This is a genomic window from Curtobacterium sp. CFBP9011 (assembly GCF_034045095.1).
Lineage (GTDB): Bacteria > Actinomycetota > Actinomycetes > Actinomycetales > Microbacteriaceae > Curtobacterium.
Map to the genome: position 1 here is coordinate 157582 of NZ_JAXCWN010000006.1, position 24476 is coordinate 182057.

23 protein-coding genes are annotated in these 24476 nt (G+C 73.1%); 13 read left to right on the forward strand and 10 right to left on the reverse strand.

Annotated features, from left to right (window positions below; all coding sequences use genetic code 11):
- The first annotated feature begins 10 nt into the window (after positions 1-10).
- Positions 11-1210: an FAD-dependent oxidoreductase gene (locus tag SOM35_RS13640; protein ID WP_320515827.1), complete on the forward strand. Its 1200-nt coding sequence runs from the start codon at positions 11-13 to the stop codon at positions 1208-1210.
- A 150-nt stretch (positions 1211-1360) separates the two neighbouring features.
- On the opposite strand, the gene SOM35_RS13645 is transcribed toward SOM35_RS13640, so the two are convergent.
- From SOM35_RS13645 to SOM35_RS13655, 3 genes are read right to left on the reverse strand one after another with little or no spacing between them, the layout of a single operon-like run.
- Entirely contained in the window at positions 1361-2527 is a 1167-nt protein-coding gene (locus tag SOM35_RS13645; RefSeq protein ID WP_320515828.1) for a N(5)-(carboxyethyl)ornithine synthase, read from the reverse strand.
- A 31-nt stretch (positions 2528-2558) separates the two neighbouring features.
- Positions 2559-3428: a UbiA family prenyltransferase gene (locus tag SOM35_RS13650; protein WP_320515829.1), complete on the reverse strand. Its 870-nt coding sequence runs from the start codon at positions 3426-3428 to the stop codon at positions 2559-2561.
- 33 nt (positions 3429-3461) lie between these two features.
- Complete coding sequence (locus tag SOM35_RS13655) at positions 3462-4370, reverse strand: DMT family transporter (protein WP_320515830.1); 909 nt, start codon at positions 4368-4370, stop codon at positions 3462-3464.
- Between the two features lie 70 nt (positions 4371-4440).
- Between SOM35_RS13655 and SOM35_RS13660 the strand changes: the two genes are divergently transcribed.
- The 8 genes from SOM35_RS13660 to SOM35_RS13695 all read left to right on the forward strand — a co-directional run bounded on the left by SOM35_RS13660 (position 4441) and on the right by SOM35_RS13695 (position 13640).
- Entirely contained in the window at positions 4441-5289 is an 849-nt protein-coding gene (locus tag SOM35_RS13660) for a LysR family transcriptional regulator (protein WP_320515831.1), read from the forward strand.
- A 76-nt stretch (positions 5290-5365) separates the two neighbouring features.
- Positions 5366-6178 carry a fructosamine kinase family protein gene (locus tag SOM35_RS13665; RefSeq protein ID WP_320515832.1) on the forward strand — a complete coding sequence of 271 codons (813 nt, stop codon included), beginning with the start codon at positions 5366-5368 and terminating at the stop codon, positions 6176-6178.
- Positions 6179-6261: 83 nt separating this feature from the next.
- Positions 6262-6777 (forward strand): hypothetical protein, encoded by a 516-nt coding sequence (locus SOM35_RS13670; RefSeq protein ID WP_320515833.1) that lies wholly within the window; start codon positions 6262-6264, stop codon positions 6775-6777.
- Between the two features lie 41 nt (positions 6778-6818).
- Positions 6819-7574: an HAD family hydrolase gene (locus SOM35_RS13675; protein ID WP_320515834.1), complete on the forward strand. Its 756-nt coding sequence runs from the start codon at positions 6819-6821 to the stop codon at positions 7572-7574.
- A gap of 69 nt (positions 7575-7643) precedes the next feature.
- Complete coding sequence (locus SOM35_RS13680; RefSeq protein ID WP_320515835.1) at positions 7644-9833, forward strand: glycosyltransferase family 39 protein; 2190 nt, start codon at positions 7644-7646, stop codon at positions 9831-9833.
- Positions 9834-9887: 54 nt separating this feature from the next.
- Positions 9888-10613 carry a response regulator transcription factor gene (locus tag SOM35_RS13685; RefSeq protein WP_320515836.1) on the forward strand — a complete coding sequence of 242 codons (726 nt, stop codon included), beginning with the start codon at positions 9888-9890 and terminating at the stop codon, positions 10611-10613.
- Positions 10610-12166 carry a sensor histidine kinase gene (locus SOM35_RS13690; RefSeq protein WP_320515837.1) on the forward strand — a complete coding sequence of 519 codons (1557 nt, stop codon included), beginning with the start codon at positions 10610-10612 and terminating at the stop codon, positions 12164-12166. The genes SOM35_RS13685 and SOM35_RS13690 overlap by 4 nt, the downstream gene beginning before the upstream one ends.
- 190 nt (positions 12167-12356) lie before the next feature.
- Positions 12357-13640 carry a glycosyltransferase gene (locus SOM35_RS13695; RefSeq protein ID WP_414648573.1) on the forward strand — a complete coding sequence of 428 codons (1284 nt, stop codon included), beginning with the start codon at positions 12357-12359 and terminating at the stop codon, positions 13638-13640.
- A gap of 135 nt (positions 13641-13775) precedes the next feature.
- On the opposite strand, the gene SOM35_RS13700 is transcribed toward SOM35_RS13695, so the two are convergent.
- The 6 genes from SOM35_RS13700 to mvk all read right to left on the reverse strand — a co-directional run bounded on the left by SOM35_RS13700 (position 13776) and on the right by mvk (position 19555).
- Positions 13776-13982, reverse strand: a complete 207-nt coding sequence (locus SOM35_RS13700) for a hypothetical protein (protein WP_221849151.1) — start codon at positions 13980-13982, stop codon at positions 13776-13778.
- Between the two features lie 267 nt (positions 13983-14249).
- Entirely contained in the window at positions 14250-15422 is a 1173-nt protein-coding gene (locus SOM35_RS13705; RefSeq protein ID WP_320515839.1) for a hydroxymethylglutaryl-CoA synthase, read from the reverse strand.
- On the reverse strand, positions 15419-16483 hold the full coding sequence (locus SOM35_RS13710; protein WP_111074483.1) for a hydroxymethylglutaryl-CoA reductase: 1065 nt from the start codon (positions 16481-16483) through the stop codon (positions 15419-15421). The genes SOM35_RS13705 and SOM35_RS13710 overlap by 4 nt, the downstream gene beginning before the upstream one ends.
- Complete coding sequence (locus SOM35_RS13715; RefSeq protein WP_111074482.1) at positions 16480-17559, reverse strand: phosphomevalonate kinase; 1080 nt, start codon at positions 17557-17559, stop codon at positions 16480-16482. Before SOM35_RS13715 ends, SOM35_RS13710 begins: the two co-directional genes overlap by 4 nt.
- Positions 17556-18551 carry a diphosphomevalonate decarboxylase gene (mvaD, locus tag SOM35_RS13720; protein WP_320515840.1) on the reverse strand — a complete coding sequence of 332 codons (996 nt, stop codon included), beginning with the start codon at positions 18549-18551 and terminating at the stop codon, positions 17556-17558. Before mvaD ends, SOM35_RS13715 begins: the two co-directional genes overlap by 4 nt.
- Positions 18551-19555, reverse strand: coding sequence for a mevalonate kinase (gene mvk / locus SOM35_RS13725; protein WP_320515841.1), 1005 nt, complete (start codon positions 19553-19555; stop codon positions 18551-18553). The genes mvaD and mvk overlap by 1 nt, the downstream gene beginning before the upstream one ends.
- A 200-nt stretch (positions 19556-19755) precedes the next feature.
- On the opposite strand from mvk, the gene SOM35_RS13730 reads away from it, so the two are divergent.
- Genes SOM35_RS13730 through SOM35_RS13740 form a run of 3 tightly spaced genes read left to right on the forward strand, consistent with a single transcriptional unit; the run spans position 19756 to position 21659 of the window.
- Positions 19756-20208, forward strand: a complete 453-nt coding sequence (locus SOM35_RS13730; RefSeq protein WP_221849146.1) for a MarR family winged helix-turn-helix transcriptional regulator — start codon at positions 19756-19758, stop codon at positions 20206-20208.
- Positions 20209-20240: 32 nt separating this feature from the next.
- A complete protein-coding gene (locus SOM35_RS13735) occupies positions 20241-20663 on the forward strand; it encodes an organic hydroperoxide resistance protein (protein WP_111074480.1) in 423 nt (140 codons plus the stop codon).
- A gap of 21 nt (positions 20664-20684) precedes the next feature.
- Positions 20685-21659, forward strand: a complete 975-nt coding sequence (locus SOM35_RS13740; RefSeq protein WP_221849249.1) for a zinc-binding dehydrogenase — start codon at positions 20685-20687, stop codon at positions 21657-21659.
- Between the two features lie 104 nt (positions 21660-21763).
- Here the strand turns inward: SOM35_RS13740 and SOM35_RS13745 are convergent, their stop codons facing one another.
- On the reverse strand, positions 21764-23224 hold the full coding sequence (locus tag SOM35_RS13745) for a sugar porter family MFS transporter (RefSeq protein ID WP_320515842.1): 1461 nt from the start codon (positions 23222-23224) through the stop codon (positions 21764-21766).
- Positions 23225-23514: 290 nt separating this feature from the next.
- Here SOM35_RS13745 and SOM35_RS13750 point away from each other — a divergent pair, with 290 nt between their 5' ends.
- A complete protein-coding gene (locus SOM35_RS13750) occupies positions 23515-24453 on the forward strand; it encodes a LysM domain-containing protein (RefSeq protein WP_111074478.1) in 939 nt (312 codons plus the stop codon).
- Positions 24454-24476 lie beyond the last annotated feature (23 nt).

Here is a 24476-nt window from a genome sequence, read left to right on the forward strand (position 1 = left end):
GGCTCGCCCCGTGACCACGGACACCACGGACGTCCTCGTCGTCGGCGGCGGACCTGTCGGCCTGTTCCTCGGCGCGCTCCTCGCCGCCCGCGGCACCGCCGTCCAGGTGTGGGAACGCCGGACCACCGACCCGGTCGGCTCCCGCGCCATCGGCATCCACCCGCCGTCGCTCGACGCCTTCGCCGAGGTCGGCCTGGCCGGTCCGGTGCTCGAGGAGGCCGTGCTCGTCCGCACCGGTGTCGCCCGCAGCCGCGGCCGGGTGCTCGGCGCGCTGTCGTTCGACCGGGCCTCTGACACCCACCCGTACGTGGCGACGCTCGACCAGCACCGCACCGAGACCCTGCTGCGCGAGCGGCTGGTCGCCGCCGCGCCGGATGCCCTCCGCACCGGCACCGCACTCGTCGGCCTCGACCGGCACGCCGACCACGTCGACGCGACCGGTACCGACCGGGACGGCCGGACGGTCAGCGTCCGGGCCTCGTTCGTGGTCGGTGCCGACGGCGCCCGCAGTGTCGTCCGCGACCTGCTCGGCATCGGCACGACCGGCCGCGACTACCCCGACCGCTACGTGATGGGCGACTTCGCGGACCCCGAGGACGCCGATGCCCGGGCGACCGCGCTCGTCGACGTCGGACCGGCCGGGGTCGTCGAGTCCTTCCCGCTCCCCCGCGGCCGTCGCCGCTACGTCGCGCTCCTCCCGGACGACGACCCGCTCGTGGACGGGTCCGCCCCGACCACCGCAGCCGACGCACCGGAGGCGGGTCGGGCCTCCCGGCTGGCCGCGATCGTCCGCGACCGCACCGGCGTCGCACCCGACCCGACCACCTGCTCGATGCTCAGCGGGTTCCGTGTCCGCCGCCGGACCGCCGAGCGCATCGGCGTGGGACGCGTCGTCCTGGTCGGCGACGCGGCCCACGAGATCAGCCCGATCGGCGGGCAGGGCATGAACCTCGGCTGGCTGGACGCGGCGGACCTCGCGCCCCTGCTCAGTGACGCGGTGCGGACCGGCGAGGCCGGACCGTGGCCGTCCTACGCACGGCGCCGACAGGCCGCCGCCCGCCGAGCGGGTCGGCAGGCCGAGGCGAACATGGCCCTCGGTCGTGCCGTCCCGGACGCGGTCGGCGTCGGCCGGGAGGCGCTGCTCCGGTCCGTCCTGGCCCTCCCGACCTCGGGTGCGCTCGGCCGGCTCTACGCGATGGCGTGGGCGTAGTCGGTCCGGTCGGACAGACGGACGGACGGGCGGCCCGTCGAGACGGGCCCGTCTGTGCAGGACGCCGCCGAGCGCCCAGGACGCCGCAGGATTCGGCGGCGTCTCGGGCCGACCGACGTGTCTCGGCCAGACGCCGTTCCGGTCGCCTCGTCAGGCGGTGACCGCGTGCGGGTACTCGGCCGCACGACCCTGGAACGCCAGGATCGCGTCGTTGCGGACCTGCCCGTCCTCGATCTCGATCGCACGGCGGATCGTGTCGGACTCCGCCCAGGCCGACGGCCCGGACATCACGGTGCGGAGGAACGGCATCAGCGCCTCGCTGATCTCCCACGTCGAGGAGTTCCAGAGCAGTGACGGGCTGTGGTCGACGGCGTAGTAGTTCGTCGAGTCGCCGACCGTGACCATCGGTTCGGCGAAGGACGTCGAGCGCGCCCAGTCGAAGCCCATGCCCTCGTCGATCGACACGTCCACGATGAGGCTGCCGGGACGGAAGGCGTCGAGGTCCTCGGTCCGCAGGTAGGTCAGCGGCGCGTTCGGGTCCTGCAGCGTGCAGTTCACGACGATGTCGTTCTCGGCCAGGTAGGGCGCCAGCGGCACCGGGCCGTCGGGCGTCCGGACCGTGCTCGCGAAGGGCGCGTGGTCGTCGTGCTCGAACTGCAGGATGTCGACCGACGGGATCGGCGACCCGACCGCCGCGATGTCCCGGTTCGTCAGGACGCGGACGTCGTGGACGCCGTGCGCGTTCAGCGCCGTGACGGCCCCGCGAGCCGTGGCACCGAAGCCGATCACGACGGCGGTCAGGCGACGGCCGTAGTCCCCCGTCGAGCCGCAGAGCTGCAGGCCGTGCAGCACCGAGCAGTACCCGGCGAGCTCGTTGTTCTTGTGGAAGACGTGCAGGCTGAAGCCGCCGTCCTCACGCCAGTGGTTCATGGCCTCCCAGGCGATCAGGGTGAGGCGCTTGTCGATCGCGAGCTGCGTCAGCTCCTGGTCCTGCACGCAGTGCGGCCAGCCCCAGAGCACCTGTCCGTCGCGGAGGTCGGCGAGGTCGGCGGCCAGGGGCTTCGGCAGGAGCACCACGTCGGTGGTGGCGATGATCTCGGCGCGCGTGGCCATGCCGGCGACGAGCGGCTCGAGGTCAGCGTCGGGCACACCGAACCGGTCGCCGTACCCACGCTCCAGGACCATCTGCGCGCGCAGGTCCGGGTCGATCCGCCCGAAGTGGGCGGGGTGGATCGGCAGGCGACGTTCGTCGGCCTTCCGGGAGACGGCCAACACCCCGAGCCGGAGCGGGCGGGAGGTGGGCGTGGTTTCGGTCATGGTGCACTGTAGCGGCGCACCCGAGCAGGACTCAGGCCACGAGGGCGGCTCCGGCGAACCCGAGCTCGACGACGAGCACGAGCGACGACGCGATCACGAGCCGGAACAGCGTGCGTGTCGGCGGACCGGTGAGCACGAGCCGGACCCCGACCACCGCGAGGACGACCACCACGACGGCACCGAGGACCGCGAGCACCGCCCCGACACCACGGACCGGGTCGTCGCCACCGAGCTGCCCGACGAGCACCAGCACGGCAGCGACGACGAGCGAGCCGAACGCCACGATCCCGGAGGCGTGCAGTCCGAGGCGGTGCGGGAACCCCCGGACCCCGGTGGCCGCGTCGTCGACCAGGTCGGGCAGGACGTTGGTGCAGTGGATCGCGATGCCGAACACCGCTCCGGTGGCGATCGCCCACGTCGCCGGCCACCCGCCGTCGGGACCGGCGGCGACCGCGACGACCGGCAGCAGCCCGAACGCCACGACGAAGGGCACCACCGAGGCGACGGACCGCTTCAGTCCGGCGTCGTAGGCCCAGCCGGCCGCGACGAGGACGACGTGTGCGACGGCGGCGACCGGGCCGAGGAACAGCGAGAGGACGACGGCGACCCCGGCGGTCACGAACGCGGCGGTCCGGACGGTGCCGACGGCGATCAGGCCACGGGCGACCGGCTTGTCGCTCCGCCCCACCGCACGGTCACGGTCGGCGTCGATCCAGTCGTTCGCGAGCCCGATCGACAGCTGGCCGGCGACCACGGCGAGCGCCGCGAGCAGCACGACCCAGAACGGGTGCCCGACGGCGGTGGCGATGACCGCCGCCAGGACGGTGACGGTGACCGTCGGGCCGGGGTGCGAGGACGCGAACAGCAGGCGGACCGTCGAGGTGGTCGGGGCGTCGGGCACCCGGCCAGCGTACGGGCCGGGTGGTGCCGCCGGTCACACCGTCGAGGCCGCGACCCGTCGCCGCCTCGCCCCGAGCATCCCGGAGGCCAACGCGATCCCGGCGAGCACGACCAGCCCGCCCACGGGCTCGTTCCACCGCAGCGGCTCACCGAGCACGAGGACGCCGAGCGCGACCCCGACGACCGGCGTCAGGTAGGTCACCGTGGAGGCCCGGCCCGCGCCCCACGCACCGACCAGCCGGGTGTTCCACGCGTAGGCCAGCCCCGTGCCCACGGCACCCAGCGCGACCATGGCGCCCACGATCCTCCAGTCCAGCTGCACCGGACCGGTCGCGACGACGGGCGCGACCACCAGCATCAACCCGGCCGCCAGGGTGAGCTGCACCGTCGCGACGGTGGTCGGGTCGTACCCGCCGCCGACGCCGAAGCGGCGGAGCCAGGCGAGGCCGATGCCGTACGAGGCGGTCATGCCGAGCAGCGCGACCTGGCCGGGGACGCTCGCCAGGACCTCCGGGTCGCCGAGGACGTCCCACGGCCCGACCAGGACCAGCACCCCGACGATGCCGAGGACGATCCCGGCCACCTGCCGACGGCTGAGCCGTTCGGTGGGGACCAGCACGGCCAACGCGAGCAGCGTCATGATCGGCGTCGTCGCGTTGTAGATGCTCGCGAGGCCCGACGGCACGGTCTGCTCCGCCCACGCCATCAGCGACGACGGGACGGCGTTGAGGAACACCGCGACGACGAGCAGGTGCCCCCAGACCCGCTTCTCCCGCGGCCAGCGACGGCGCGTGACGAGGAGCACCACGACGAGCGTCAGCGCACCGAGCACGGTGCGGACGGTGGCGACCTGCTGGGGGGCCAGGCCGTCGAGCCCGATCTTCGCGAAGAAGAAGCTCGATCCCCAGGTCAAGGCGACGAGCACGTAGAGGAGGGCGTTCATGTGGCCTAGTCTCGGCACACCACGCACATGCGGCAAACGCATGGACCTCATGCCGACATGAAGGACACGCATGACCGTCTCGCTCCCCCAGCTCCGCGCTTTCGTCGCGACCGTCGACGCCGGCTCGTTCACCACGGCGGCCGTCGCCCTCGGGGTCGGCCAGTCCGCCGTCTCGCACGCCGTCGCCGGACTCGAGCGCGAGGTCGGCGGCCCCGTCGTCCGCCGCGGCCCCGCGACCGTCCCGACCCCGCTGGGCGAGCGACTGCTGGCCCACGCCCGCAGCGTGCTCGCCTCCGTCGACGCCCTGGAGGCCGTGGTCCGGCCCGCCACGGCCCGCGGCACCGTGCGCCTCGCCGCCGTCCCGACCGTCTGCCAAGGGCTGCTCCCGCGCCTCCGGGAACTCTGGGCGGTGACGCTGCCCGACGTCGACGTGCAGGTCTACGAGGGCGACGACGACGAGATGCCGGAGTGGCTCGAGGCCGGCACGGTCGACGCCGCGGTGCTCGTGGACCCGGTCGCCGTGCCGGACGGTGGGGTCGTCGTGGCGAGGGACGAGATGGCCGCCGTGGTCCGACGCGACCACCCGCTCGCCGCTGCCGAGGCGTTGACGCTCGACGACCTGCACGACGACGGCCTGGTCGCCGGCGGCGGGGGCTGCGAACACCAGATCCAGCGGATGCACGAGCTCGCGGGGCAGCCCTTCCGGTACGCCCATCGAGTGCGGGAGATGAGCACGATGTTCGGGATGATCGAGCGCGGCGAGGGGGTGTCGATCGTGCCGACCCTCGGCCGCGTGATGCTGCCCGCGGGGCTCGTGATGCTGCCGGTGGCGCCGCGGTACGAGCGGACCCTGGTGCTGTCGGGGCCGTCGTCGCGGCCGTGGCACCCGTTGGCGCGGGCGCTGGTCGACGCGGTGTGAGGTCCGGACGGCGCGCGGCGGTGTGCACGGTGTGCGCGGTGTGCGCTCGCCGAGCGTGCCCGGGCAGGATGGGGTGATGTCGGAGACCTACGTCAAGACCTTCACCAGCCCGGACGAGGCCGCTGCCGAGGCGGCCGGACTGGAGTGGCTCGCCGAGGCCGAGGACGCCGGCGGCACCCGCGTCGCCCGGGTCATGGCACGCCCGCGTCCGACGGTCCTCGAGCTCGAGTTCATCTCGGACGCCGCACCGTCGGCGGCCCAGGCGGAGCGCTTCGGTCGTTCGCTCGCCCACACCCACGCTGCCGGGGCGTCGCACTGGGGAGCGCCGTCGCCCGGGTTCCCCGCGAACGGGCCGCTGCGGATGGGGCGCTCGCGGACGCCGTTCGTCCCCGCCACCGAGGCAACCGACAGCTGGGGCGAGTTCTTCGCCGAGTACCGGATCCGCGACTACGTGCAGCGCATCGTCGACGCCGGTGGCTACGACGGGTCCGAGGCCGCCGTGTTCGAGCGCGTCTGCGACCGGCTGGAGGACGGCACGCTCGGGTCCCCGCAGCCCGCACTGGTCAGCGACGGCCCGGCACGGCTGCACGGGGACCTCTGGGCCGGCAACGTGCTGTGGCCGCGGGACCGGTCAGAGCCGACGGGAGCGGTGCTCATCGACGCGAACCCGCACGGCGGTCACGCCGAGACGGACCTGGCGCTGCTCGCACTGTTCGGCCTGCCCCGGCTCGAGACCGTCCTGGCCGCGTACGACGCCGAGTCGCGCCTGGCGGCCGGGTGGCAGGAGCGCGTCGAGCTGCACCAGCTGGCACCGCTGCTGTTGCACGTGCTGCTGTTCGGCGGCTCGTACACGGACGCGGCCCTGCGCGCAGCCCGCCGCTACGCCTGATCCCTCCCGATCCGGCGCGGAAGTGGGACTGTCGTCGGAGCCACGAGGACTGCTAGCTTGCGGGCATCGGACGAGGGGGAACGATGCGGGGACAGACCACAGCACGCACGAGGACGACCGTCGCGGCGGTGACGGTGGCGGCAGCGCTCGCACTGACCGGCTGCACGGGCAAAGACGACGCACCCGCGAAGCCGCACCGGACGAGCGCAGCGGAGCACACCGACGTGTCCGAGTACCTGACGGTGCTGCACCGCACGTTCGCGGCGTCGGACGCCCTGCCGGACGGCTCCACCGCATCCGACGACACGGTCGTGCCGAACAGCCAGCGACGCGTCGGCACCGTCGACGGGACGACCTACTGGGTGGCGGTCGGCCAGGAGGGCGGGGCCTGTCTGATCGCTGCCGACGGCCCGGACAGTGTCGGGAACTGGACCGTGTGCGGCGGGAACGCGGCCGACGGCTCCTTCGTCGGGCGGGCCTCCGTCGTGGTCAGCATGCTCGACGAGCAGGGACACCAGACGTCCCTCGTCAGCGACGGCTTCACCGACACCGGCAGCGAGGCCCTGCACCCGGTCGCGCCGAACGTCTGGACCTCCTGACCGGACCGCGAGGGGTCAGGGGGAGCGCCTAGCCTGGGCCGATGACGGTCGAGCAGGCGGGTACCCCGGTCCTCGCGTTCTTCGACGTGGACAACACCCTGATCCACGGCGCGAGCGCGTTCCACCTGGTGCGCGGACTCCGTGCCGCCGGGCTCATCACCACGCGGGACATCCTCAGCGCGGGCTGGAAGCACGCCCGGTTCAAGGTGCGGGGCGAGAACGACCGGCACCTGGCCTCCGCCCAGACCCGCGGGCTCGAGGTCATCACCGGCATCACCGTCGCCGACATGGCGAAGCTCTCCGACGACGTCTACGTCCGCCACACCGCCGCGACCGTGTGGCCGGAGACCGCCGCCCTGGCACAGGAGCACCTGGCGAAGGGCCACCAGGTGTGGCTCGTCACCGCGACGCCGACGTTCCTGGCCGAGGTGATCGCCCGCAGTCTCGGCCTCACCGGCGCGCTCGGCAGCGTCTTCGAGACCAGCGACGGCGCCTACACGGGCCGGCTCGAGGGCGCGTTCCTGCACGGCGAGCACAAGGCCGTGGCCGCGCGCCGACTGCTCAGCGAGACCGGCGCCGACCCGGCCGTGTGCTGGGCGTACTCCGACTCACGCCACGACATCCCGCTGCTCTCGCTCGTCGGGAACCCGGTGGTGGTGAACCCGGACCAGGGACTCGCGGCGCACGCCCGTTCCGCCGGCTGGCCGTCGATGCGGATGCAGCGTTCGAGCCTCCGGGAGGCCCGTCGCCGGGTCCGACGGGACGCCGCGACCGCGGGCGGCACGCCCACCGCCTGACCGCCGGTCTTAGGCGGTCCACAGCAGACCCATCGGCCGGGTCGACCCCCGACCGCGATGCTCGCTGCCATGACCACCTACCCGGTACCCGTGACCGACCGTCGCGACCGCGCGCACAGTGACGCGCCGGTCCGGCGTCGCCCGCCCCTCACTCGCCTGTTCCTCGGCGAGCGCGAGGACGCCCGCTGGCTCCGGCCGGCGTTCTGGGCGCTCCTCGCCCTCACCGCCGTGCTGTACCTCTGGGACCTCAGTGTCTCCGGCTACGCCAACAGCTTCTACGCCGCCGCGGTGCAGGCCGGCACGAAGTCGTGGACGGCGTTCTTCTTCGGCTCGCTCGACTCGTCGAACTTCATCACGGTCGACAAGCCCCCGGCGTCGCTGTGGGTGATGGTGCTGTCCGCGCGGCTGTTCGGCTTCTCGAGCACCAGCCTGCTGCTCCCCCAGGCGCTGATGGCGGTCGGGACCGTCGCACTGGTCTGGGGCACGGTCCGCCGGACCCTGGCGCGGCTGGGATCGACCACGGCGGGGGTCGGCGCGCTGCTCGCGGGTCTCGTCGTCGCGGCGACCCCGGCGGCGGCGCTGATGTTCCGCTTCGACAACCCGGACGCCCTGCTCGTGTTCCTCATGACCGCCGGGGCGTACGCGACCGTGCGTGCCCTGCCGCGGGGCAGCTGGCGGTGGCTCGCCCTGGCCGGGGTCGCGCTCGGGTTCGCGTTCCTGACGAAGATGCTGCAGGGGCTGCTCGTCCTGCCGGCGTTCGGCCTGGTCTACCTGGTCGCTGCCCGGACCTCGTGGCCGCGACGCATCGTCGGGCTGCTCATCGCCGCCGGGTCGCTCGTCGTCGCGGCCGGCTGGTGGGTCCTCGCCGTCGCACTGTGGCCGGCGGACGCCCGACCGTACATCGGCGGGTCGACGAACGACACGGTGCTCGACCTGGTCTTCGGGTACAACGGGCTCGGCCGGATCTTCGGCGGCTCGGGCAACGGCGGAGGCGGCGGCGCGGCCGGCGGCACCGCGGGGTCGTCCTTCGGCGGCGCGGCCGGACTCGACCGGCTGTTCTCGTCCGAGATGGGCCTCGAGATCTCGTGGCTCCTGCCGGCCGCCCTCATCGCCCTCGTGCTCGGCCTGGTCGTCGTCGGCCGGCGCCGCCTCGCCGACCCGGCCCGCGCCGGACTCGTCCTCTGGGGCGGCTGGCTGCTCGTCACCGGGCTGGTCTTCTCGTACATGTCCGGCACGATCCACCCGTACTACACGGTCGCGCTCACCCCGGCGATCGCCGGACTGGTCGGGACCGGTGGTGCCCTGCTCTGGCACGCCCGACACCGCACGACCGGGCGCCTGGGCCTCGCCGCGATGACCGGTGCGACCGCGGCCTGGAGCTGGTGCCTGCTCAACGAGAACCCGGACTGGCTGCCCTGGCTGCGGTGGCTCGTGCTCGCCGGCGGCCTGCTCTCGGCCGCGCTCATCGTGATCGGCAGCGTCCCGCAGCTGCGTCGCCTCGTCGCCGTCGGTGTCCTCGTCGGTACGCTCTGCGGCCTCACCGGCACCACCGCCTACGCGGTCGTCACCACCACGGTCGGGCACTCCGGTTCGATCCCGAGCGTCGGTCCGTCCGGCACCTCGGGTGGCATGGGCGGCATGCCGGGAGGCACGAACGGCCCCGGCGGATCGGCCGCCGGCACCGGGGACGACAGCTCCGACAGCAGCGACTCCGGCACACAGGGCGGTCCCGGCGGGACACCGCCGTCCGGCGCCGACGGCGGCCAGCCGCCGGCGATGCCGGGTGGGACCACGGGAGACGGGACCACCGGGGACGGGACCAGCGCGTCGGGGTCGGGGTCGGGGACGAGCCTCCCGTCCGACAGCAGCGACGGCGGCTCCCGGACCGGCGGCGGCATGGGCGGCGGCGCCTCGACGTCCTCGGCGCTCGAGGAGCTGCTCCGGTCGACCGACACCACCTGGTCCGCCGCGGTCGGCGGCTCGCAGTCCGCCGCACAGCTCGAACTCGACACCGACACCGCCGTGATGGCGATCGGCGGCTGGTCGAGCGACCCCACCCCGACCCTGGCGGAGTTCCAGGCGGACGTGGCGGCGGGCAGGATCGGCTACTACATCGCCTCGGGGACCGGCGGCGGCACGGGAGGCGGCATGGGCGGCGGCTCGTCCACCGCGAGCGCCATCGCGGAGTGGGTCGCGGCGAACTACGACGCGACGAACGTCGGCGGGCAGACCGTCTACGACCTCGGCGCGGCGGGGTAGGCGCACGTGCACGACGGCCAGGACGGGGACGGCACCGTGGGTAGGCTCGCCCCCGTGGCAGGCACCCCGCTCGCACGGACCGATGGCACCCCCGTCCGTGTCCTCGTCGTCGACGACGAACACGCCCTGGCCGAGGCGGTCGGGCTGGCGTTCGCCGCCGACGGGTGGGCCGTGCAGACCGTCCACCGCGGACGGGACGTGCTCTTCGCCGCCCGCGCGGGCCAGCCCGACGTCATCGTCCTCGACGTGATGCTGCCGGACATCGACGGCTTCACCGTGCTCGACCGACTCCGGGATGCCCGCGACGACGTCCGGGTGCTGTTCCTCACCGCCCGGGACGCCGCCGAGGACCGGCTCGCCGGACTCACCCGCGGCGGGGACGACTACCTGACCAAACCGTTCGGGATCGACGAACTCGTCGCCCGGGCTCGGATCCTCGCCCGGACCTCGGCCCGGGTCGCGGCGAGCACGGCGGCGGACACCGGCGTCGTGGTCGGTGACCTCCGGCTCGACGAGGAGACGCGCACCGTCAGCCGCGGCGACGACCCGATCGACCTCACCCCCACCGAGTACGAACTGCTGCGGCACCTGGCCCGGAACGCCAACCGGGTGCTGTCGCGCGAACACCTGCTGGCACACGTGTGGGGCATGGACTTCGGGTCGTCGTCGAACCTCGTGGACATGTACGTGTCGTACCTGCGGAAGAAGGTCGACGCCGGACGCGAGCCGCTGATCCACACCGTCCGCGGAGCCGGGTACGTGCTCCGGCCGTCCCCGTGAGCGGTCGGAGCGGGCGGGCGCCGTCGCTGCGGTGGCGGATCGTCGCCGCCGTCGCCCTGCTGCTCGTCGCGACCAACGTCGTCGTCGGGGCGGTGACCGTCGTCGCGTACCGGGGGTACCTGGTCGGACGGCTCGACGCCGAGCTCGCGACGGCCGCGAGCCGGGTGGTCGGTGGGCCGCCCGGTGGGATGCCGAGCGGGTTCCCGACCGGTTCGCCGTCCGGGTCGTCGTCGGGATCGTCGTCGTCTGGGTCCTCGTCTTCGTCGGGCTCGTCGTCCGCTGCGCCCGATCCCGACAACACGTTCATCGGCGCTCCCGGGCAGTCCGCGGGCACGGTGATCGCGATCTACCGGGACGGCGACGTGGTCCTCGGTGGCTACACCGACGCGCGAGGACGCCAGCACACCCTGACCGCGGCGCAGCAGCGGACCCTCGCCGCGTTGGACCCAACCGGGCAACCGGTCACGACCGGTCTCGGCAGCCTCGGGGCCTTCCGCGCGCAGGCCGTCGGCTCGGACGGGGACGTCTTCGTCACGGCGCTGCCGCTCGATGACCTCGACGCGTCGATCGGCCGGCTGATGCTCGTCATCGCGGCGGTCACCCTCGTCGGACTGCTCGTCGCCTGCTGGGCCGGCGCACTGCTCGTCCGCCGGTCCCTGCGGCCGCTCGAGCACGTCGCCGCGGTGGCGTCGAGCGTCACCACCCTCGACCTCGACCGGGGCGAACCAGACATCCCCGCCCGTGTCGCGGACGCCGACCTCGCCGCCAGTCGCGAGGTCGGCCAGGTCGGCGCCGCACTCAACCGGCTGCTCGGTCACGTCGCCCGTGCCCTGACCGTCCGCCGCGACGCCGAGGCCGGCATGCGGACCTTCGTCGCCGACGCCTCCCACGAGCTCCGCACCCCGATCGCCACCGTCCGCGCCTACGCCGAGCTGACCGGGCGCACCGACGACCCCGCCGAGGTCCGGCGGAACGTCGACCGGATCGGCACCGAGGCCCGCCGGATGGGCGACCTGGTCGAGGAGCTCCTGCTGCTGGCCCGGCTCGACGCCGCTGCGGTCGCGGCAGGCCCGACCGCTGCCGGCTCGACCACGTCCAGGACCACCCAACCGGTGGACCTGACGTCGATCGTCGTCGAGGCGACGATGGACGCCCGCACCACTGCCCCCGGCCACCACTGGACGCTGCAGGTCGACGACGTTCCCGTCGTGATCGACGGTGATGCCGGGGCACTCCGCCGTGTGGTCACGAACCTGCTGACGAACGCCCGGACCCACTCGCCCGCCGGGACCGCGGTCGTGGTGTCCCTCCGCCGAGCCGACGGTGCCGTGCACTTCGTCGTCGCCAACGACGGCCCGCCGATCCCCGCCGAGGCGCTACCGACGCTGTTCGACCGGTTCACCCGCGGGGCGGCCTCACGCTCTCGGGAGCACGGCACGAGCGGGCTGGGCCTGGCGATCGTCCGCGCCGTCGTGGAGGCCGAGGGCGGCACGGTCCGCGTCGTCTCGGACCAGGCGCGGACCGCCTTCACGGTCACCCTGCCCCTCCACTGAGCGGGAGCGCGGCGGCGTCCGAAACGCGCGAGACCCGAGCGCCACAACCGTCCGGATGGGTCTCGGGTCCACTTCTCGAAGCTCAACGCAACGAGCAACCTGACCCTAGCACCCCCGGCATGTGACACACCACCCGTTCTTACCCGCACCACAGCGCCCTGCTCCGACCCCCACTGTCCCGCTGCCGAGCATGATCCGCATGACGGAGACGAACCCCACCCTCGACATCGACATCGTCGTCCCGTGCCACGACGAGCAGGACACCCTCGCCGCGCACGTCCGACGGCTGCACGCCTTCTGCACGACGTCACTGCACCACTCGTGGCGCATCACGATCGCCGACAACGCCTCGACCGACGACACCGCCCGCATCGCCGACGACCTGGCCGCGATGCTGCCCGGGGTCCACGCCGTGCACCTGCCGCTGAAGGGCCGCGGCCGCGCGCTGAAGGCCGTGTGGGGAGCGTCGCCGGCCCGCGTGCTCGTGTACGTGGACGAGGACCTCTCCACCGATCTCGCCGCGCTCGAGCCCCTGGTCGCCCCGCTGCTGTCCGGCCACTCGGACCTGGCGATCGGGACCCGGCTGGCCGGCACCTCCCGCGTGGTCCGGGGCAGCAAGCGCGAGTTCATCTCCCGCTCGTACAACGCGCTGCTCCGGACGACGATGGGTGTGGCCTTCTCGGACGCGCAGTGCGGGTTCAAGGCCGTCACCGCCGAGGCCGCCCACCACCTGCTGCCGCTCTGCGAGGACGACGCGTGGTTCTTCGACACCGAGATGCTCGTCCTGGCCGAGCACGCCGGCCTGCGCATCCACGAGGTCCCGGTCGACTGGGTGGACGACGTCAACTCGTCCGTGCACATCGCCTCGACCGCGACCGAGGACCTCCGGGGCATGTGGCGGGTCTCGCGTGGTCTGGCCTCGGGACGGGTGCCGATCGCGCCGGTGTACGAGGCGATCGGCCGCCGCCCCTTCACCCCGGCGCACGTCGGGCTCGGTGGCCAGGTGCTCCGGTTCGGTGCCGTGGGCGTGCTGTCGACGGTCGCGTTCGCCGTGCTCTACGCCCTGTTCCGTCCGGCGATCGGCGCGCAGTCCGCGGACTTCCTCGCGCTGCTGCTCACCGCGGTCGCGAACACGGCACTGAACCGCCGGTTCACCTTCGGGGTGCGCGGCCGAGCCGGTTCGGGACGGCACCAGGTCCAGGGGCTCGTGGTGTTCGCGGTCGCCTGGGCGATGACCTCCGGCTCACTCGTGGTGCTGCACGCCGTCGCCCCGGGTTCGACGCACACGGCGGAGATCGCGGTGCTGACCGGCGCGAACCTCGTGGCCACGGTCGTCCGGTTCGTCCTGTTCAAGGCGTGGGTGTTCCGGTCCGGTCGTCGTCACCCGATCCGGACCGGCACGACGCCCGCGACCGAGGCGGGCACGGCCTCCGAACCGACCCCGGTCACGATCCCGGGACGGACGGTCCGCTGACGGTCACGCCGGCACTGCGGACGGGAGGCACGCCCCGCGCACCGCGGGTCGCCGCACGTCCGGCGCCGGCCCGGCCTGGTCTCGCCTGGCCTGGCTCAGCCCGACCAGACCCGCGTCCGCGCGGACCGGCGACGGTCAGCTCAGCCCGGTGACCGTCAACTCCGCGATCCGCTCCCGCCCGCGCGCCCCCGCGCTGGCGAACGGCGCACCACGGACGACCTGTGTGTGCACGACGTCGACGGCGTTGCAGGCCGGGTCGCGGAACGGTGGCAGCCACTGCTGCTCGCGGTGGTTCCGCGTGGTCGCCGGCGCCAGGCCGGGATGGGTCTCGTGCCGGGTCATGATGCCGCTCCGGCTCGCGGTGTCCGTCGTGCGTCCATGACGCCTCCCTGGTCCTCGCGGCACTGCTCCCTGATGCGGTGCCGCTCGTCCCACGACGCTACGTCCGGATGCGTCCCCCGACCAGGGGGCACCGGCCATCCGCGGATCACGTACACGGAGTACCGCGCACGCCGGATGAGCGCACCGTCGTGCGGCCGGACGAATGGACTGGCGGACGATTGCCGGTCCCGGGAGGCCGATCACGGGCCTCCCGGGACCGAGCCGGCGTCAGGCGCCGGTGGCCTGGTAGTGCCGCGCGCCGCCGGCGACCCCGGCGAACCGGAACGGTGCCGACGTGACGCGGGGACGGTCGACGTCCTCGCTGGTGGCCGCGCCGGCGGCGTGCAGTTCGCGGTACGCCTCGACCGACAGCGGCACGCGCGCGGCGAGCAGCTCGTGCACCCGGCCGGTGCGGCGGTGCTGCTGGTACTCGGGGCGGACGATGCCCGTCATGAGTTCGCCGACGCTGCCCGAGCCGTAGCTGAACATGCCGATGCGGGCGCCGGCCAGGTCGTCGTCCAGGTCGAGCAGCGCACCGAGGGCGATCCAGAGCGACGCCGTGTAGGTGTTGCCGGTCTGCCGGTTGTACGTGAACCCGATCGCGAGTTCGGTCTCCTCGAACGGCACGCCCACGTGCTGGGCGAGCTTCCGGTGCGCCTTGATCGCCATCTTCGTGAACGGCTGGTGGTGGACGAAGCGGTCGATCGTCTCGATGCCGGGACCGCCGCGTGCTGCGAGGTCGTCCCAGGCGCCGAGGAACGAGTCGACGTAGGCGGTGACCGACAGCCGGCCGTCGACGAGCGCGGTCGAGCGGTCGTTGGGCCGCCAGAAGTCGTCGACGTCGGCGGTGAACAGGCCGGACTGCGGCTCGAGCTCGATCAGGTCGGGGTCGGCGGCGATGAGCATCGCGACCGCTCCGGCACCCTGGGTCGGCTCGGCAGCGGTCTCGACGTCGTAGCGGGCGACGTCGGCGGCGATGACGAGCACGCGTTCACTCGGGTCGCGGGCGATGATGCCGAGGGCCATCTGCACCGCCGCGGTCCCGCCGTAGCAGGCCTGCTTCAGCTCGACGACGCGGACGTTGCGCGGCAGGCCGAGCAGCCCGTGGACGTACACGCCCGCGGCCTTCGACTGGTCGACGCCGGACTCGGTGGCGAACAGCACCGTGCGGATGCCGTCGACGCCGTGGCGGTCGAGCACCTGCTTCGCGGCGGCGGCGCCCATGGTGACGATGTCCTCGTCGGGGGCGGGGACACTGAAGGCGTCCTGGCCGATGCCGACGTGGTACTTCGCCGGGTCGACGCCGTTGGCGGCGGCCAGGTCGTCGAGGTCGAGCACGTGGTGCCCCGTCGCGATGGCGAGGTCGTGGATGCCCAGTGCGAGTGGGTGCTGGGCCGTCATGCCGAGGCTCCTTCGGGTCGGTGGCCGCGGCGTTCCATCGCGACGTGGGCTGCCATCAGCTCGCCCGGGTTCGTCTGGGCGGCGAGCAGCGAGAGTTCCCCGCACAGCACGGTGGCGGCACAGAGCGCGGCCAGGCGGCGGGCGTTGGCGCCGGGCTCGCGGTCCTCCCGGCAGCCGAGGCGCACCAGGGCGTCCTCGACGACGGGCAGGTCGTTGCCCTTGCCGTTGCCGACGGTGCCGACGATCAGGTGCGGCAGCGAGCACGAGAAGTACAGGTCGTCGCCGCGGGCCTGCGCGAGCGTGATGCCCTGCGAGCCCTCGACGATGTTCGCGGCGTCCTGCCCGGTGGCCAGGTAGAAGCCGAGCAGCATGTTGGCGTAGTGCGCGTTCGCCGAGCGCAGGGCTCCGGCGATCGTCGACCCGACCAGGTTCTTCGCGGTGTTGAGTTCGACGATCCGCTCGGTGGAGGACCGCAGGCGCTTCTCGACGACCTCGCCCGGGATCACGATCTCGGCGATGGTGTTCCGCCCGCGCCCGCGGATGCCGTTCACCGCGGTGGCCTTCTTGTCGGAGCAGAAGTTGCCCGAGATCGACACGTAGCGGAGCTCGGGCTCCCAGGCCAGGATCGCCGGCAGCAGGGTGTCCGCGGCCTGGGTCACCATGTTGTGGCCGGAGGCGTCGCCCGTGGTGAACGCGAAGCGCAGGAACAGCAGGTCCCCGACGATCTCCGGGTGCACCTCGATGAGCTTCGCGAACCGGCTCTGCCCGGCGACGATCGTCTCGAGTTCGCTCTGGCGGGCCAGGATCCGGCCTGCGGAGATGTGGGCGGCGGCCGCACTGGCGGCACGGACGACGACGGAGCGGGTCATCCGCTCGTCGACGACGGTCGAGACGATGCCGCCCTCGATCATCCGCGAGATCCGCGCGCCACGGCCGACGGAGGGCCAGAGCGGCGACTCGTAGGTGGCGAGGGGCACCTCGTGCTCGCCCTCGACGGCGTTGCCGCTGACGCGGATCGGTCCGACCCACTTCGTGGGGATCGGGGTCTGCAGCTCGCTCATCGCGTGCTCCCTTCCTCGGGTTGCACCGCGACGCTGAGGTGCCTGATGTCGTGCGCCTCCCAGGCGCGGAAGATGTCGGCGGCGTCGCTGTCCACGGGGACGAGCGCGATGCCGCAGTCGCCGCCGCCGGCACCGGAGGGCTTCGCGGCCCCGCCGGCGGCCTCGACGACGTCGCACAGGGTCGCGAGCCGGGGGGTCTCGATCTGCGAGCCGACGGACGTGCCGAGGCCCTGGAGCAGACCGCGGGCACGGCGGAGCGCGGCGAGCGTGCGCTCGGCGTCGCCGGTGCGGAGGCCCTCGGTCAGGTCGTCGACGCAGGCCCGGCTGGCGTCGAGGAACGCCGCGTAGTCACCGTCGCGGTGTCGGCGGACGACGCCGACGAGCTTGGTGGTGGACGCCGGCGAACCGGTCCACCCGACCAGGAGGCGCAGGTCCGCCGGTGCGGGCAGGTGTTCGACGTCGAAGCCGGCCCAGGCCTGGTCGTCGTCGAGGATCGCGGAGACCGAGCGCTCGTCGAGCAGGCCGGCCAGGGCCTCCCGGTCGGGCGCGCTGTACCGGAGCCAGCCGCCGAACGTGCTGGCCGCGAGGTCGCCGCCGGACGCACGCGGGGCGACCCGGATCGTGGCGAGCAGCGCCACCATGAACCGTCGGCGCTGCGAGAGGCCGAGCCCGTAGAACCGGTCGAGGGCGCCGACGGTCGCGACGGTCACCGCGGCCGAGGACCCCAGGCCGAACTTCCGGCCGCTGGCGTCGTCGAGCTGGCTCTCGATGCGCAGGTCGTGGAAGCGCGGTGCGATGCCGAGCTCAGCGCGGAGCTTCTCGACCAGGTCGATCGTCGCCATCACGTAGTCGTAGGGGTGGTGCTCGCGGTCGAGCGCCAGGCCGTCCTCGGCACGGGTCCAGGTCAGCGGGAGGTTGCCGTACTCCTCGGAGTGCACGCTGCCGGCGCCGTGCCCCTCGGTCACCCGGGCGGTGATGGCCCGGTCGAGGGCGATGAGCACCGACGGCTGGCCGGGCTCGACGACGGCGTACTCGCCGGCCACGAACAGCTTGCCGTGGGCTCGGAACTCGATCATCTGGTGCGCTCCTCTGCCTCGGGGGTCTCCCCCGTGCCTTCGGAGCGGAGCAGGCGGGCGGCTGGTCCGGTGCCGGACTCGATGACCGCGCCGTACCCGTCGAGTGCGGTCGCCACCCGGGCCCGGTCCGCCGGACGGCAGAGCACGACGACGTTCGGGCCGGCGTCCGCCGTGGCGTACGCCTCGAGCCCGTCGGCCCGCATCGCGGCGACGGCGTCGAACACGGCGACGCTGCGGCTGTTCAGGTAGCGGATGGGCGGGAAGGCGCCCTCGATCGTGGCGTGCATGCGGAGCGCGTTGCTCTCGGTGAGCTCGCCGATCCGGGTGAAGTCACCCGCGGCGCACGCGGCGAGCATGTCGTCCACGGTGACGGTGGTCGAGGTGACCCACGCCGGGTAGAACGGCGACGTCGCGATGGTGCGCCGCATCGCCTCGCGCGAGCCGATCTCCTTCGGGCCGTCGTTGATCGTGACGACCACCATGGCCATCGGCGGCGCGGGGACGGTCTCGGCGAACGAGGCCTGGTCGTCGCCCGCGTGCCAGACGGACACCCCGCCGGGGATCGACCGCGTGGCCGAACCGGAACCGCGACGGGCGAGTCGGGAGAGGTCCCGCGCCGACAGGTCGAGCCCGTACGCGGCGGCGGCGGCGACCGCGAGGGCGGCGAAGCCCGACGCGCTCGAGGCCAGGCCGGCGCCGGTGGGCACGGTGTTCTCCGAGACGACGGCGGCACGGGCGTCCGAGCCGGCGATGTGGCGCACCAGGTCGAGGAAGCGTTCGACCCGCACCAGGGCACCGTCGTCGACGACGCGGCCGTTCAGCGTGAAGGCGTCCTGCTCACCCTGGTCGAGCAGGGTGACGGAGGTCGTGGTGGGGAAGACGTCGAGGCCCATCGAGACGCTGCCGGTGGCGGGCAGCGCGAGGTCGGCGTCCGCCTTGCCCCAGTACTTCACGAGCGCGATGTTGGGGTGCGCGACGGCGGTGGAGGTCATCAGGCACGGGCTCCGATCGAGGTGGTCCAGGTGGCGGTCGCCCCGGCGGTGCGCAGTGCGGTCGCGATGCGGGCGGCGTGTTCGTCGTCGGCGGCGAGGGCCAGGACGCATCCGCCGCGGCCGCCGCCGGTGAGCTTCGCGCCGAGGGCGTCCGCGCTGCGTGCGGCACCGACGAGCCGGTCGAGGTCCGCACTCGACACGTCGAGGGTGGTGAGCAGTTCGTGCGCGGCGTCCATCGTGACACCGAGGCCCTGGGCGTCGCCGTCCACGAGTGTCCCCCGCGCGGCCCGGGCGAGTCCACCGATGCGCTCGACGACGACGTCGACCATCTCGGGGGCACGGTCGTGGCGTTCGCGGACGGCGGCGACGGCTTCGCGGGTGTGGCCCGGCACGCCGGTGTCGGCGACCACGAAGACGAAGCGGCCGGTGACCTGCACGGGCTCGATGACCCCGGCGGCGAACCAGACGGGCTCGGTGGCGACGACCCCGCGGGCGTCGAGTCCGGAGGGGCGGCCGTGTGCGACGCGCTCGCACTCCTGGATGAGTTCGTGGTGGGTGTCGGTGTCGAGCGCGACGCCGAACACGTCGGCGACGGCGGCGGTCACGGCAGCGGCGACGGCGGCGCTCGAGCCCATCCCCCGGGCGGTGGGCACCTGGCTGTCGACCAGGACGTGCAGCGGCGTGGCCTCGGCCTCCGGGTGGCCGGTCTGCGCCAGGTGGCGGAGCGTCGCGGTGACGGCGGTGACGGTGGGCAGCACGGCGGCGGGCGCGCTGCCGAGGGGCCCGGTGTGGACGGTCGACTCCAGCGTCGGCTCGGCGCCGGCCGACAGCGGGGTCGCGGTGGCGGTCACACGGACGTCGGTCACCGGCAGGACGAGGGCGGGTGCGCCGTAGACCACGGCGTGTTCGCCGATGAGGATCGTCTTGCCGTGGGACGCCGAGGAGCCGACTCGCGGGATCGCTGTGGTCGTCGTCGGTGCGGAGGCTGGGTGGTTGCTGGTCATCGTCGGTCCGGCCAGCCTAACCGGCTCCGACGACACCCGTCCCGACGTGCGCTGACGGCACACCCCACGGCACTCGCTGCCCACCCGGGTCGCACCCGGGGCGCGCCCCGCGACGGCGAGCCCGGACGCTGTGCATCCCGACCCTGGGCATCCGGTGAACTGAGTTGTGCGCAACCCGGTCGCGTGCAACAGTGGTGGACATGCCCGTGACCGACGAGATGGTGTGCTTCTCCCTCTACGCAGCGACCCGGGCGACCACCCAGGCGTACCGCACCCTGCTCGAACCCTGGGGGCTCACCTACCCGCAGTACCTGGTCCTCGTGACCCTGTGGGTGGAGGGCGACCAGACCGTCTCGAGCCTCGGCGAACACCTGCAACTCGACTCCGGCACGCTCTCACCGCTGCTCAAGCGCATGGAGCAGGCCGACCTGGTCCGCCGCGAACGCCGCAGCACCGACGAGCGCGTCGTCACCGTCACGACCGGCGAGCGCGGGCTCGCACTCCGCACCGAACTCGCCCACGTCCCGGCACGCATCGCCGCCGGCACCGGGCTCACCGACGAGCAGTCGGCCCTCGAACTCATCGCGACCCTGCAGCACCTCACCGAGGCGATGCACCGAGCGGCGGCCACCCCCGCCCCGGTCGCGGACTGACCACACAGACCCCACGAAGGAAGGAACCCCACATGGACGTCCTCTACACCGCAGAAGCCCTGTCCACCGGCGAAGGCCGCAACGGCAAGGTCCAGACCAGCGACGGCACGTTCGAGCTGGACATGGCCATCCCCAAGGAGATGGGCGGCTCCGGCGCCGGCGCCAACCCCGAGCAGCTCTTCGCCGCCGGCTACGCCGCGTGCTTCCACTCCGCACTGCAGGGCGTCGCCCGCTCGCAGAAGGTCAAGGTCGCCGACTCCTCCGTCGGCGGTCGCGTCCAGATCGGCCCGAACGGCCAGGGCGGCTTCCAGCTCGCCGTCATGCTCGAGGTCGTCATCCCGGGCATGGACCACGACCAGGCCCAGGCCCTCGCGGACGCCGCCCACCAGGTGTGCCCGTACTCGAACGCGACGCGCGGCAACATCGACGTCACGATCACCGTCTCGGAGGACTAGACCATGGCAGACCAGAACACGATGCGCGCCGTCGTCCACCCGCAGTTCGGCGAGCCCGCCGACGTCCTGACCGTCGAGCAGCGCCCCGTCCCCACCCCGGGCGCCGGCCAGGTCCTCGTCCGGACCGTGCTCTCCCCGATCCACAACCACGACCTGTGGACGATCCGCGGCACCTACGGCTTCAAGCCCGAGCTGCCCGCCCAGTCCGGCACCGAGGCGCTCGGCGTCGTCGAGTCCCTGGGCGAGGGCGTCACGAACCTCACCGTCGGCCAGCGCGTCGCCGGTGGCACGTTCGGCGTCTGGGCCGAGTACTACGTCGCCGACGCGGCCGGCCTGATCCCCGTGCCGGACGCGATGCCCGACGAGGCCGCCGCCCAGCTCGTCTCGATGCCGTTCAGCGCGATCAGCCTGCTGCACTCGCTCGACCTGCACGAGGGCGACTGGCTCATCCAGAACGCCGCCAACGGTGCGGTCGGCCGCATGGTCGCCCAGCTCGGCGCCGCCCGCGGCATCAACGTCATCGGTCTGGTGCGTCGCGCCGCCGGTGTCGAGGAACTGCGCGAGCAGGGCATCGAGCGCATCGTCGCCACCGACGCGGACGACTGGCAGGACCAGGTCACCGCGATCACCGGCGGCGCCCCGATCGTCGCCGGCGTCGAGTCCGTCGGCGGCAAGGCCGCGGGCGACATCGCCTCGGTGCTCGGTGAGGACGCCACGCTCGTCGTCTTCGGCGCGATGGCCTCCCCCACGCTCGAGATCCCGTCCGGCAAGGTCATCTTCGGCCAGCTGACCGTCAAGGGCTTCTGGGGCAGCGTCGTCAGCCGCACGATGCCGGCCGAGACGAAGCAGCAGCTCTTCGGCGAGCTCATCACGCGCGTGCTCGACGGGTCGCTCACGCTGCCCGTCTCCGAGACGTTCGCGTTCGAGGACGCCCGTGACGCCGCTCGCGCGAGTGACACCGCGGGTCGCGTCGGCAAGGTGCTCCTGCGCCCGTAGGACGCACGCACACGACGGACGGGAGGCCCGGTACCAGCTGGTACCGGGCCTCCCGTCCGTCGTGGGGTCGCGACGACCGCGATGGCGACCGCCGCGGGACCGCGTCAGTGCGTCCGGCGACCCGCCTTGTCGACGGTGAAGATGTTGCCGGTGGTGACGCCCTCTTCGACTTCTTCGAGGGTGCGGCCGCGGCTCTCCGGCACGAACTTCCAGATGAAGAACAGCGCCAGCAGGCCGACGATGCCGAAGCCGAAGAACGTGCCGGTGATGCCGGTCGCGGCGACGATCGTCGGGAAGTACAGCCCCAGGAAGGCGTTCGCGATCCAGAGGCAGAACACCGAGATGCCCATGCCGAGCGCGCGGATCTGCGTCGGGAAGATCTCGGACAGGACGACCCAGACGGCGATGTTGAGGAAGGTCTGCATCGACCCGACGAACGCGACGACGAGGAACAGGATCACCCAGGGGCGGGCCGGGTTGCCGTCCGGCAGGGCGACCGACGCGATGCCGATGAGGAAGTGGCAGACCGTCGTCAGCGAGAACCCGAGGATCAGGGTGGTCCGGCGGTTGATGCGCTCCATGTTCATGATCGCGATGACGCCACCGATGACGGCGATGACCCCGGGTGCGATGTTGGCGATGAGGGCGGCCGAGGCCTGGAACCCGGACTCGATGAGGACCGTCTGGCCGTAGTACATGATCGAGTTGATGCCGGTGAGCTGCTGCGCGACGCCGAGGCCGGCACCGATGAGCACGATCCGGATCAGCCACTTGTTGCCGAGCAGCGTGCGCCAGCCGCTCTCGTGCTGGATCTGCGCCTCGAGCTCGTTGCTGCGCTTGATGTCCTCGATCTCGGCCTCGGCACGGTCGTCGGAGCGGATCTGCCGGAGGACGTCGAGCGCCTCGGCGTTGCGGCCCTTCGAGGCGAGCCACCGGGGCGACTCCGGCACCCGCAGCATGCCGACGAAGAGCGCGATCGCGGGCAGGGCGCAGACGGCGAGCATGACGCGCCAGACGCCGTTGCCCTCACCCCACAGGCTGCCGATGACCGCGTTCACCAGGAAGGCGGCGAGCTGGCCGATCACGATCATCAGCTCGTTGCGGCCGGAGAGCGACCCGCGGATCTCGTACGGGGCCAGTTCGGCCAGGAACACCGGGACGACCGTCGACGCGCCGCCGACCGCCAGCCCGAGGAGCACACGGCCGACGACGATCACGGCGAAGGTCGGGGCGAACACGCACGCCAGGGTGCCGACGAAGAACGTCACCGCCAGCACCAGGATCGTCTTGCGCCGACCCCAGCCGTCGGCGATGCGGCCGCCGAGCATGGCACCGATCGCGGCGCCGAAGAGCAGGGAGCTGGTGACGACCCCCTCGGTGAAGTTCGTCAGGCCGAGCTCGATGGTCATCGGCCGCAGGGCGCCGTTGATCACCCCGGTGTCGTAGCCGAAGAGCAGCCCGCCGAAGGTGGCGACCAGCGCCAGCATCCCGAGGCGCCGCTGGTGGGGACCGGCGCCGTTCGGGGGCAGGGCGACAGTCGGTGCTGCCGGTTTGATGTCGACCATGTCGGTGACTCCTTCGTCCGTGATCGCGCGTCATCGCGTGGGAGTGATCGTGACCCAGAAACTTTGTCCTGTCAACCGGACAACATGTCGTATTGCGACTTGGACCGGTCCATGAAAGCCCTGGTCAGCATCGGAGCGGTCCACTGCGCATCCGGAGGTGTTCCCGCTCGCGGAGTGGACCGTCTCTGATCTTCCCACCGGGCCACTGACGTCGACGCCGGTAGGCTCTCCGGGTCAGAAGTCGACGATCCGTCAGCCAGGGGGTCGCGCGACACGAACGCAGGGGGACCATGCAGCACGGCGACGGACACCAGGGGAACAGCCGACGACGGACGGCGGCACTCGCGCTCGCTGTCCTGGTCACGACCGCCACGGCGGGGTGCTCGCTGCTCCGCGGGCCGGACGAGTTCCCGGCGCCGCAGCGGACCACCGCCAGCACCGCTCCGGCCACGCCCGAGGCCGACCCGAGCGCCAGCGCCGAAGCCCGCCGGATCGCCGAGTCCGCCTCGCCCCGCACCCCGACAGCGGTCCCCACCGAGGCCGCCGCCCCGGACCCCACCGTCTCGCCGATCCCGGTCGGCAGCGTCCTCAGCGAAGCCGACGTCGTCACACCGAAGGGCAGCGTCCGGTTCCACTACCGCGTCGTCGTCGGCGCGGACGGCACCCCGACCGCGCAGTGGTCGAGCTTCGCCTCCACCCTGCCCGTCCCCGTCGCGACCACGTTCCTCGAGACGCCACCCTCGGTCGGCGACGGGATCACCTGGCACGGCGTCGGCGACACCACGCTCGGCGGCGGCCCCGGCGCAGCGGCAGCGCCCGCGTCGACGGCGCTCGACCCCGGCCGCGCGGACCCGTCCTGGCTCGGCGCGATCGTGGTCTACTCGGCGGCTGCGTCGGCCGGCCCGGACCTGCCGGTCGAGATCGGCCCGGGCAAGGTGCTCGCCGTGCAGCCGGTCCGGTGGTCGGTGCCGGCCCGCACCACGAACGTGCACCCGGTCGACGGCGGCGCCCGGCAGAACGCCACCGGGAAGTCCAGCAGTGACGGATCGACCGACGGCGCCCCGACCGCGTACCGGATCGCGTCCGAGGACCTCATCGGCTCGGTCGCGGCTCGCTTCGGGCTGTCGGTGAAGGACCTGGTCTGGCTGAACCCGGACGTCACGGTCTACGGGGACCAGCAGTACCTCTACGAGGACACGGTCCTCAACCTGGACCCCTACCGGCGGTAGCGCGGCGGCACTGCGGCGGGAGC

Coding starts and splice junctions, on each gene's coding strand:
- SOM35_RS13740 (WP_221849249.1), top strand. CDS start 20,685: ATGCGCGCCGTCGTCCACCCGCAGTTCGGCGAGCCCGCCGACGTCCTG.
- SOM35_RS13700 (WP_221849151.1), bottom strand. CDS start 13,982: ATGACCCGGCACGAGACCCATCCCGGCCTGGCGCCGGCGACCACGCGG.
- SOM35_RS13670 (WP_320515833.1), top strand. CDS start 6,262: ATGCGGGGACAGACCACAGCACGCACGAGGACGACCGTCGCGGCGGTG.
- SOM35_RS13745 (WP_320515842.1), bottom strand. CDS start 23,224: ATGGTCGACATCAAACCGGCAGCACCGACTGTCGCCCTGCCCCCGAAC.
- SOM35_RS13715 (WP_111074482.1), bottom strand. CDS start 17,559: ATGATCGAGTTCCGAGCCCACGGCAAGCTGTTCGTGGCCGGCGAGTAC.
- SOM35_RS13665 (WP_320515832.1), top strand. CDS start 5,366: ATGTCGGAGACCTACGTCAAGACCTTCACCAGCCCGGACGAGGCCGCT.
- SOM35_RS13655 (WP_320515830.1), bottom strand. CDS start 4,370: ATGAACGCCCTCCTCTACGTGCTCGTCGCCTTGACCTGGGGATCGAGC.
- SOM35_RS13660 (WP_320515831.1), top strand. CDS start 4,441: ATGACCGTCTCGCTCCCCCAGCTCCGCGCTTTCGTCGCGACCGTCGAC.
- mvk (WP_320515841.1), bottom strand. CDS start 19,555: ATGACCAGCAACCACCCAGCCTCCGCACCGACGACGACCACAGCGATC.
- SOM35_RS13710 (WP_111074483.1), bottom strand. CDS start 16,483: ATGAGCGAGCTGCAGACCCCGATCCCCACGAAGTGGGTCGGACCGATC.
- SOM35_RS13695 (WP_414648573.1), top strand. CDS start 12,357: ATGATCCGCATGACGGAGACGAACCCCACCCTCGACATCGACATCGTC.
- SOM35_RS13750 (WP_111074478.1), top strand. CDS start 23,515: ATGCAGCACGGCGACGGACACCAGGGGAACAGCCGACGACGGACGGCG.
- SOM35_RS13735 (WP_111074480.1), top strand. CDS start 20,241: ATGGACGTCCTCTACACCGCAGAAGCCCTGTCCACCGGCGAAGGCCGC.
- SOM35_RS13645 (WP_320515828.1), bottom strand. CDS start 2,527: ATGACCGAAACCACGCCCACCTCCCGCCCGCTCCGGCTCGGGGTGTTG.
- SOM35_RS13675 (WP_320515834.1), top strand. CDS start 6,819: ATGACGGTCGAGCAGGCGGGTACCCCGGTCCTCGCGTTCTTCGACGTG.
- mvaD (WP_320515840.1), bottom strand. CDS start 18,551: ATGACCTCCACCGCCGTCGCGCACCCCAACATCGCGCTCGTGAAGTAC.
- SOM35_RS13730 (WP_221849146.1), top strand. CDS start 19,756: ATGCCCGTGACCGACGAGATGGTGTGCTTCTCCCTCTACGCAGCGACC.
- SOM35_RS13680 (WP_320515835.1), top strand. CDS start 7,644: ATGACCACCTACCCGGTACCCGTGACCGACCGTCGCGACCGCGCGCAC.
- SOM35_RS13705 (WP_320515839.1), bottom strand. CDS start 15,422: ATGACGGCCCAGCACCCACTCGCACTGGGCATCCACGACCTCGCCATC.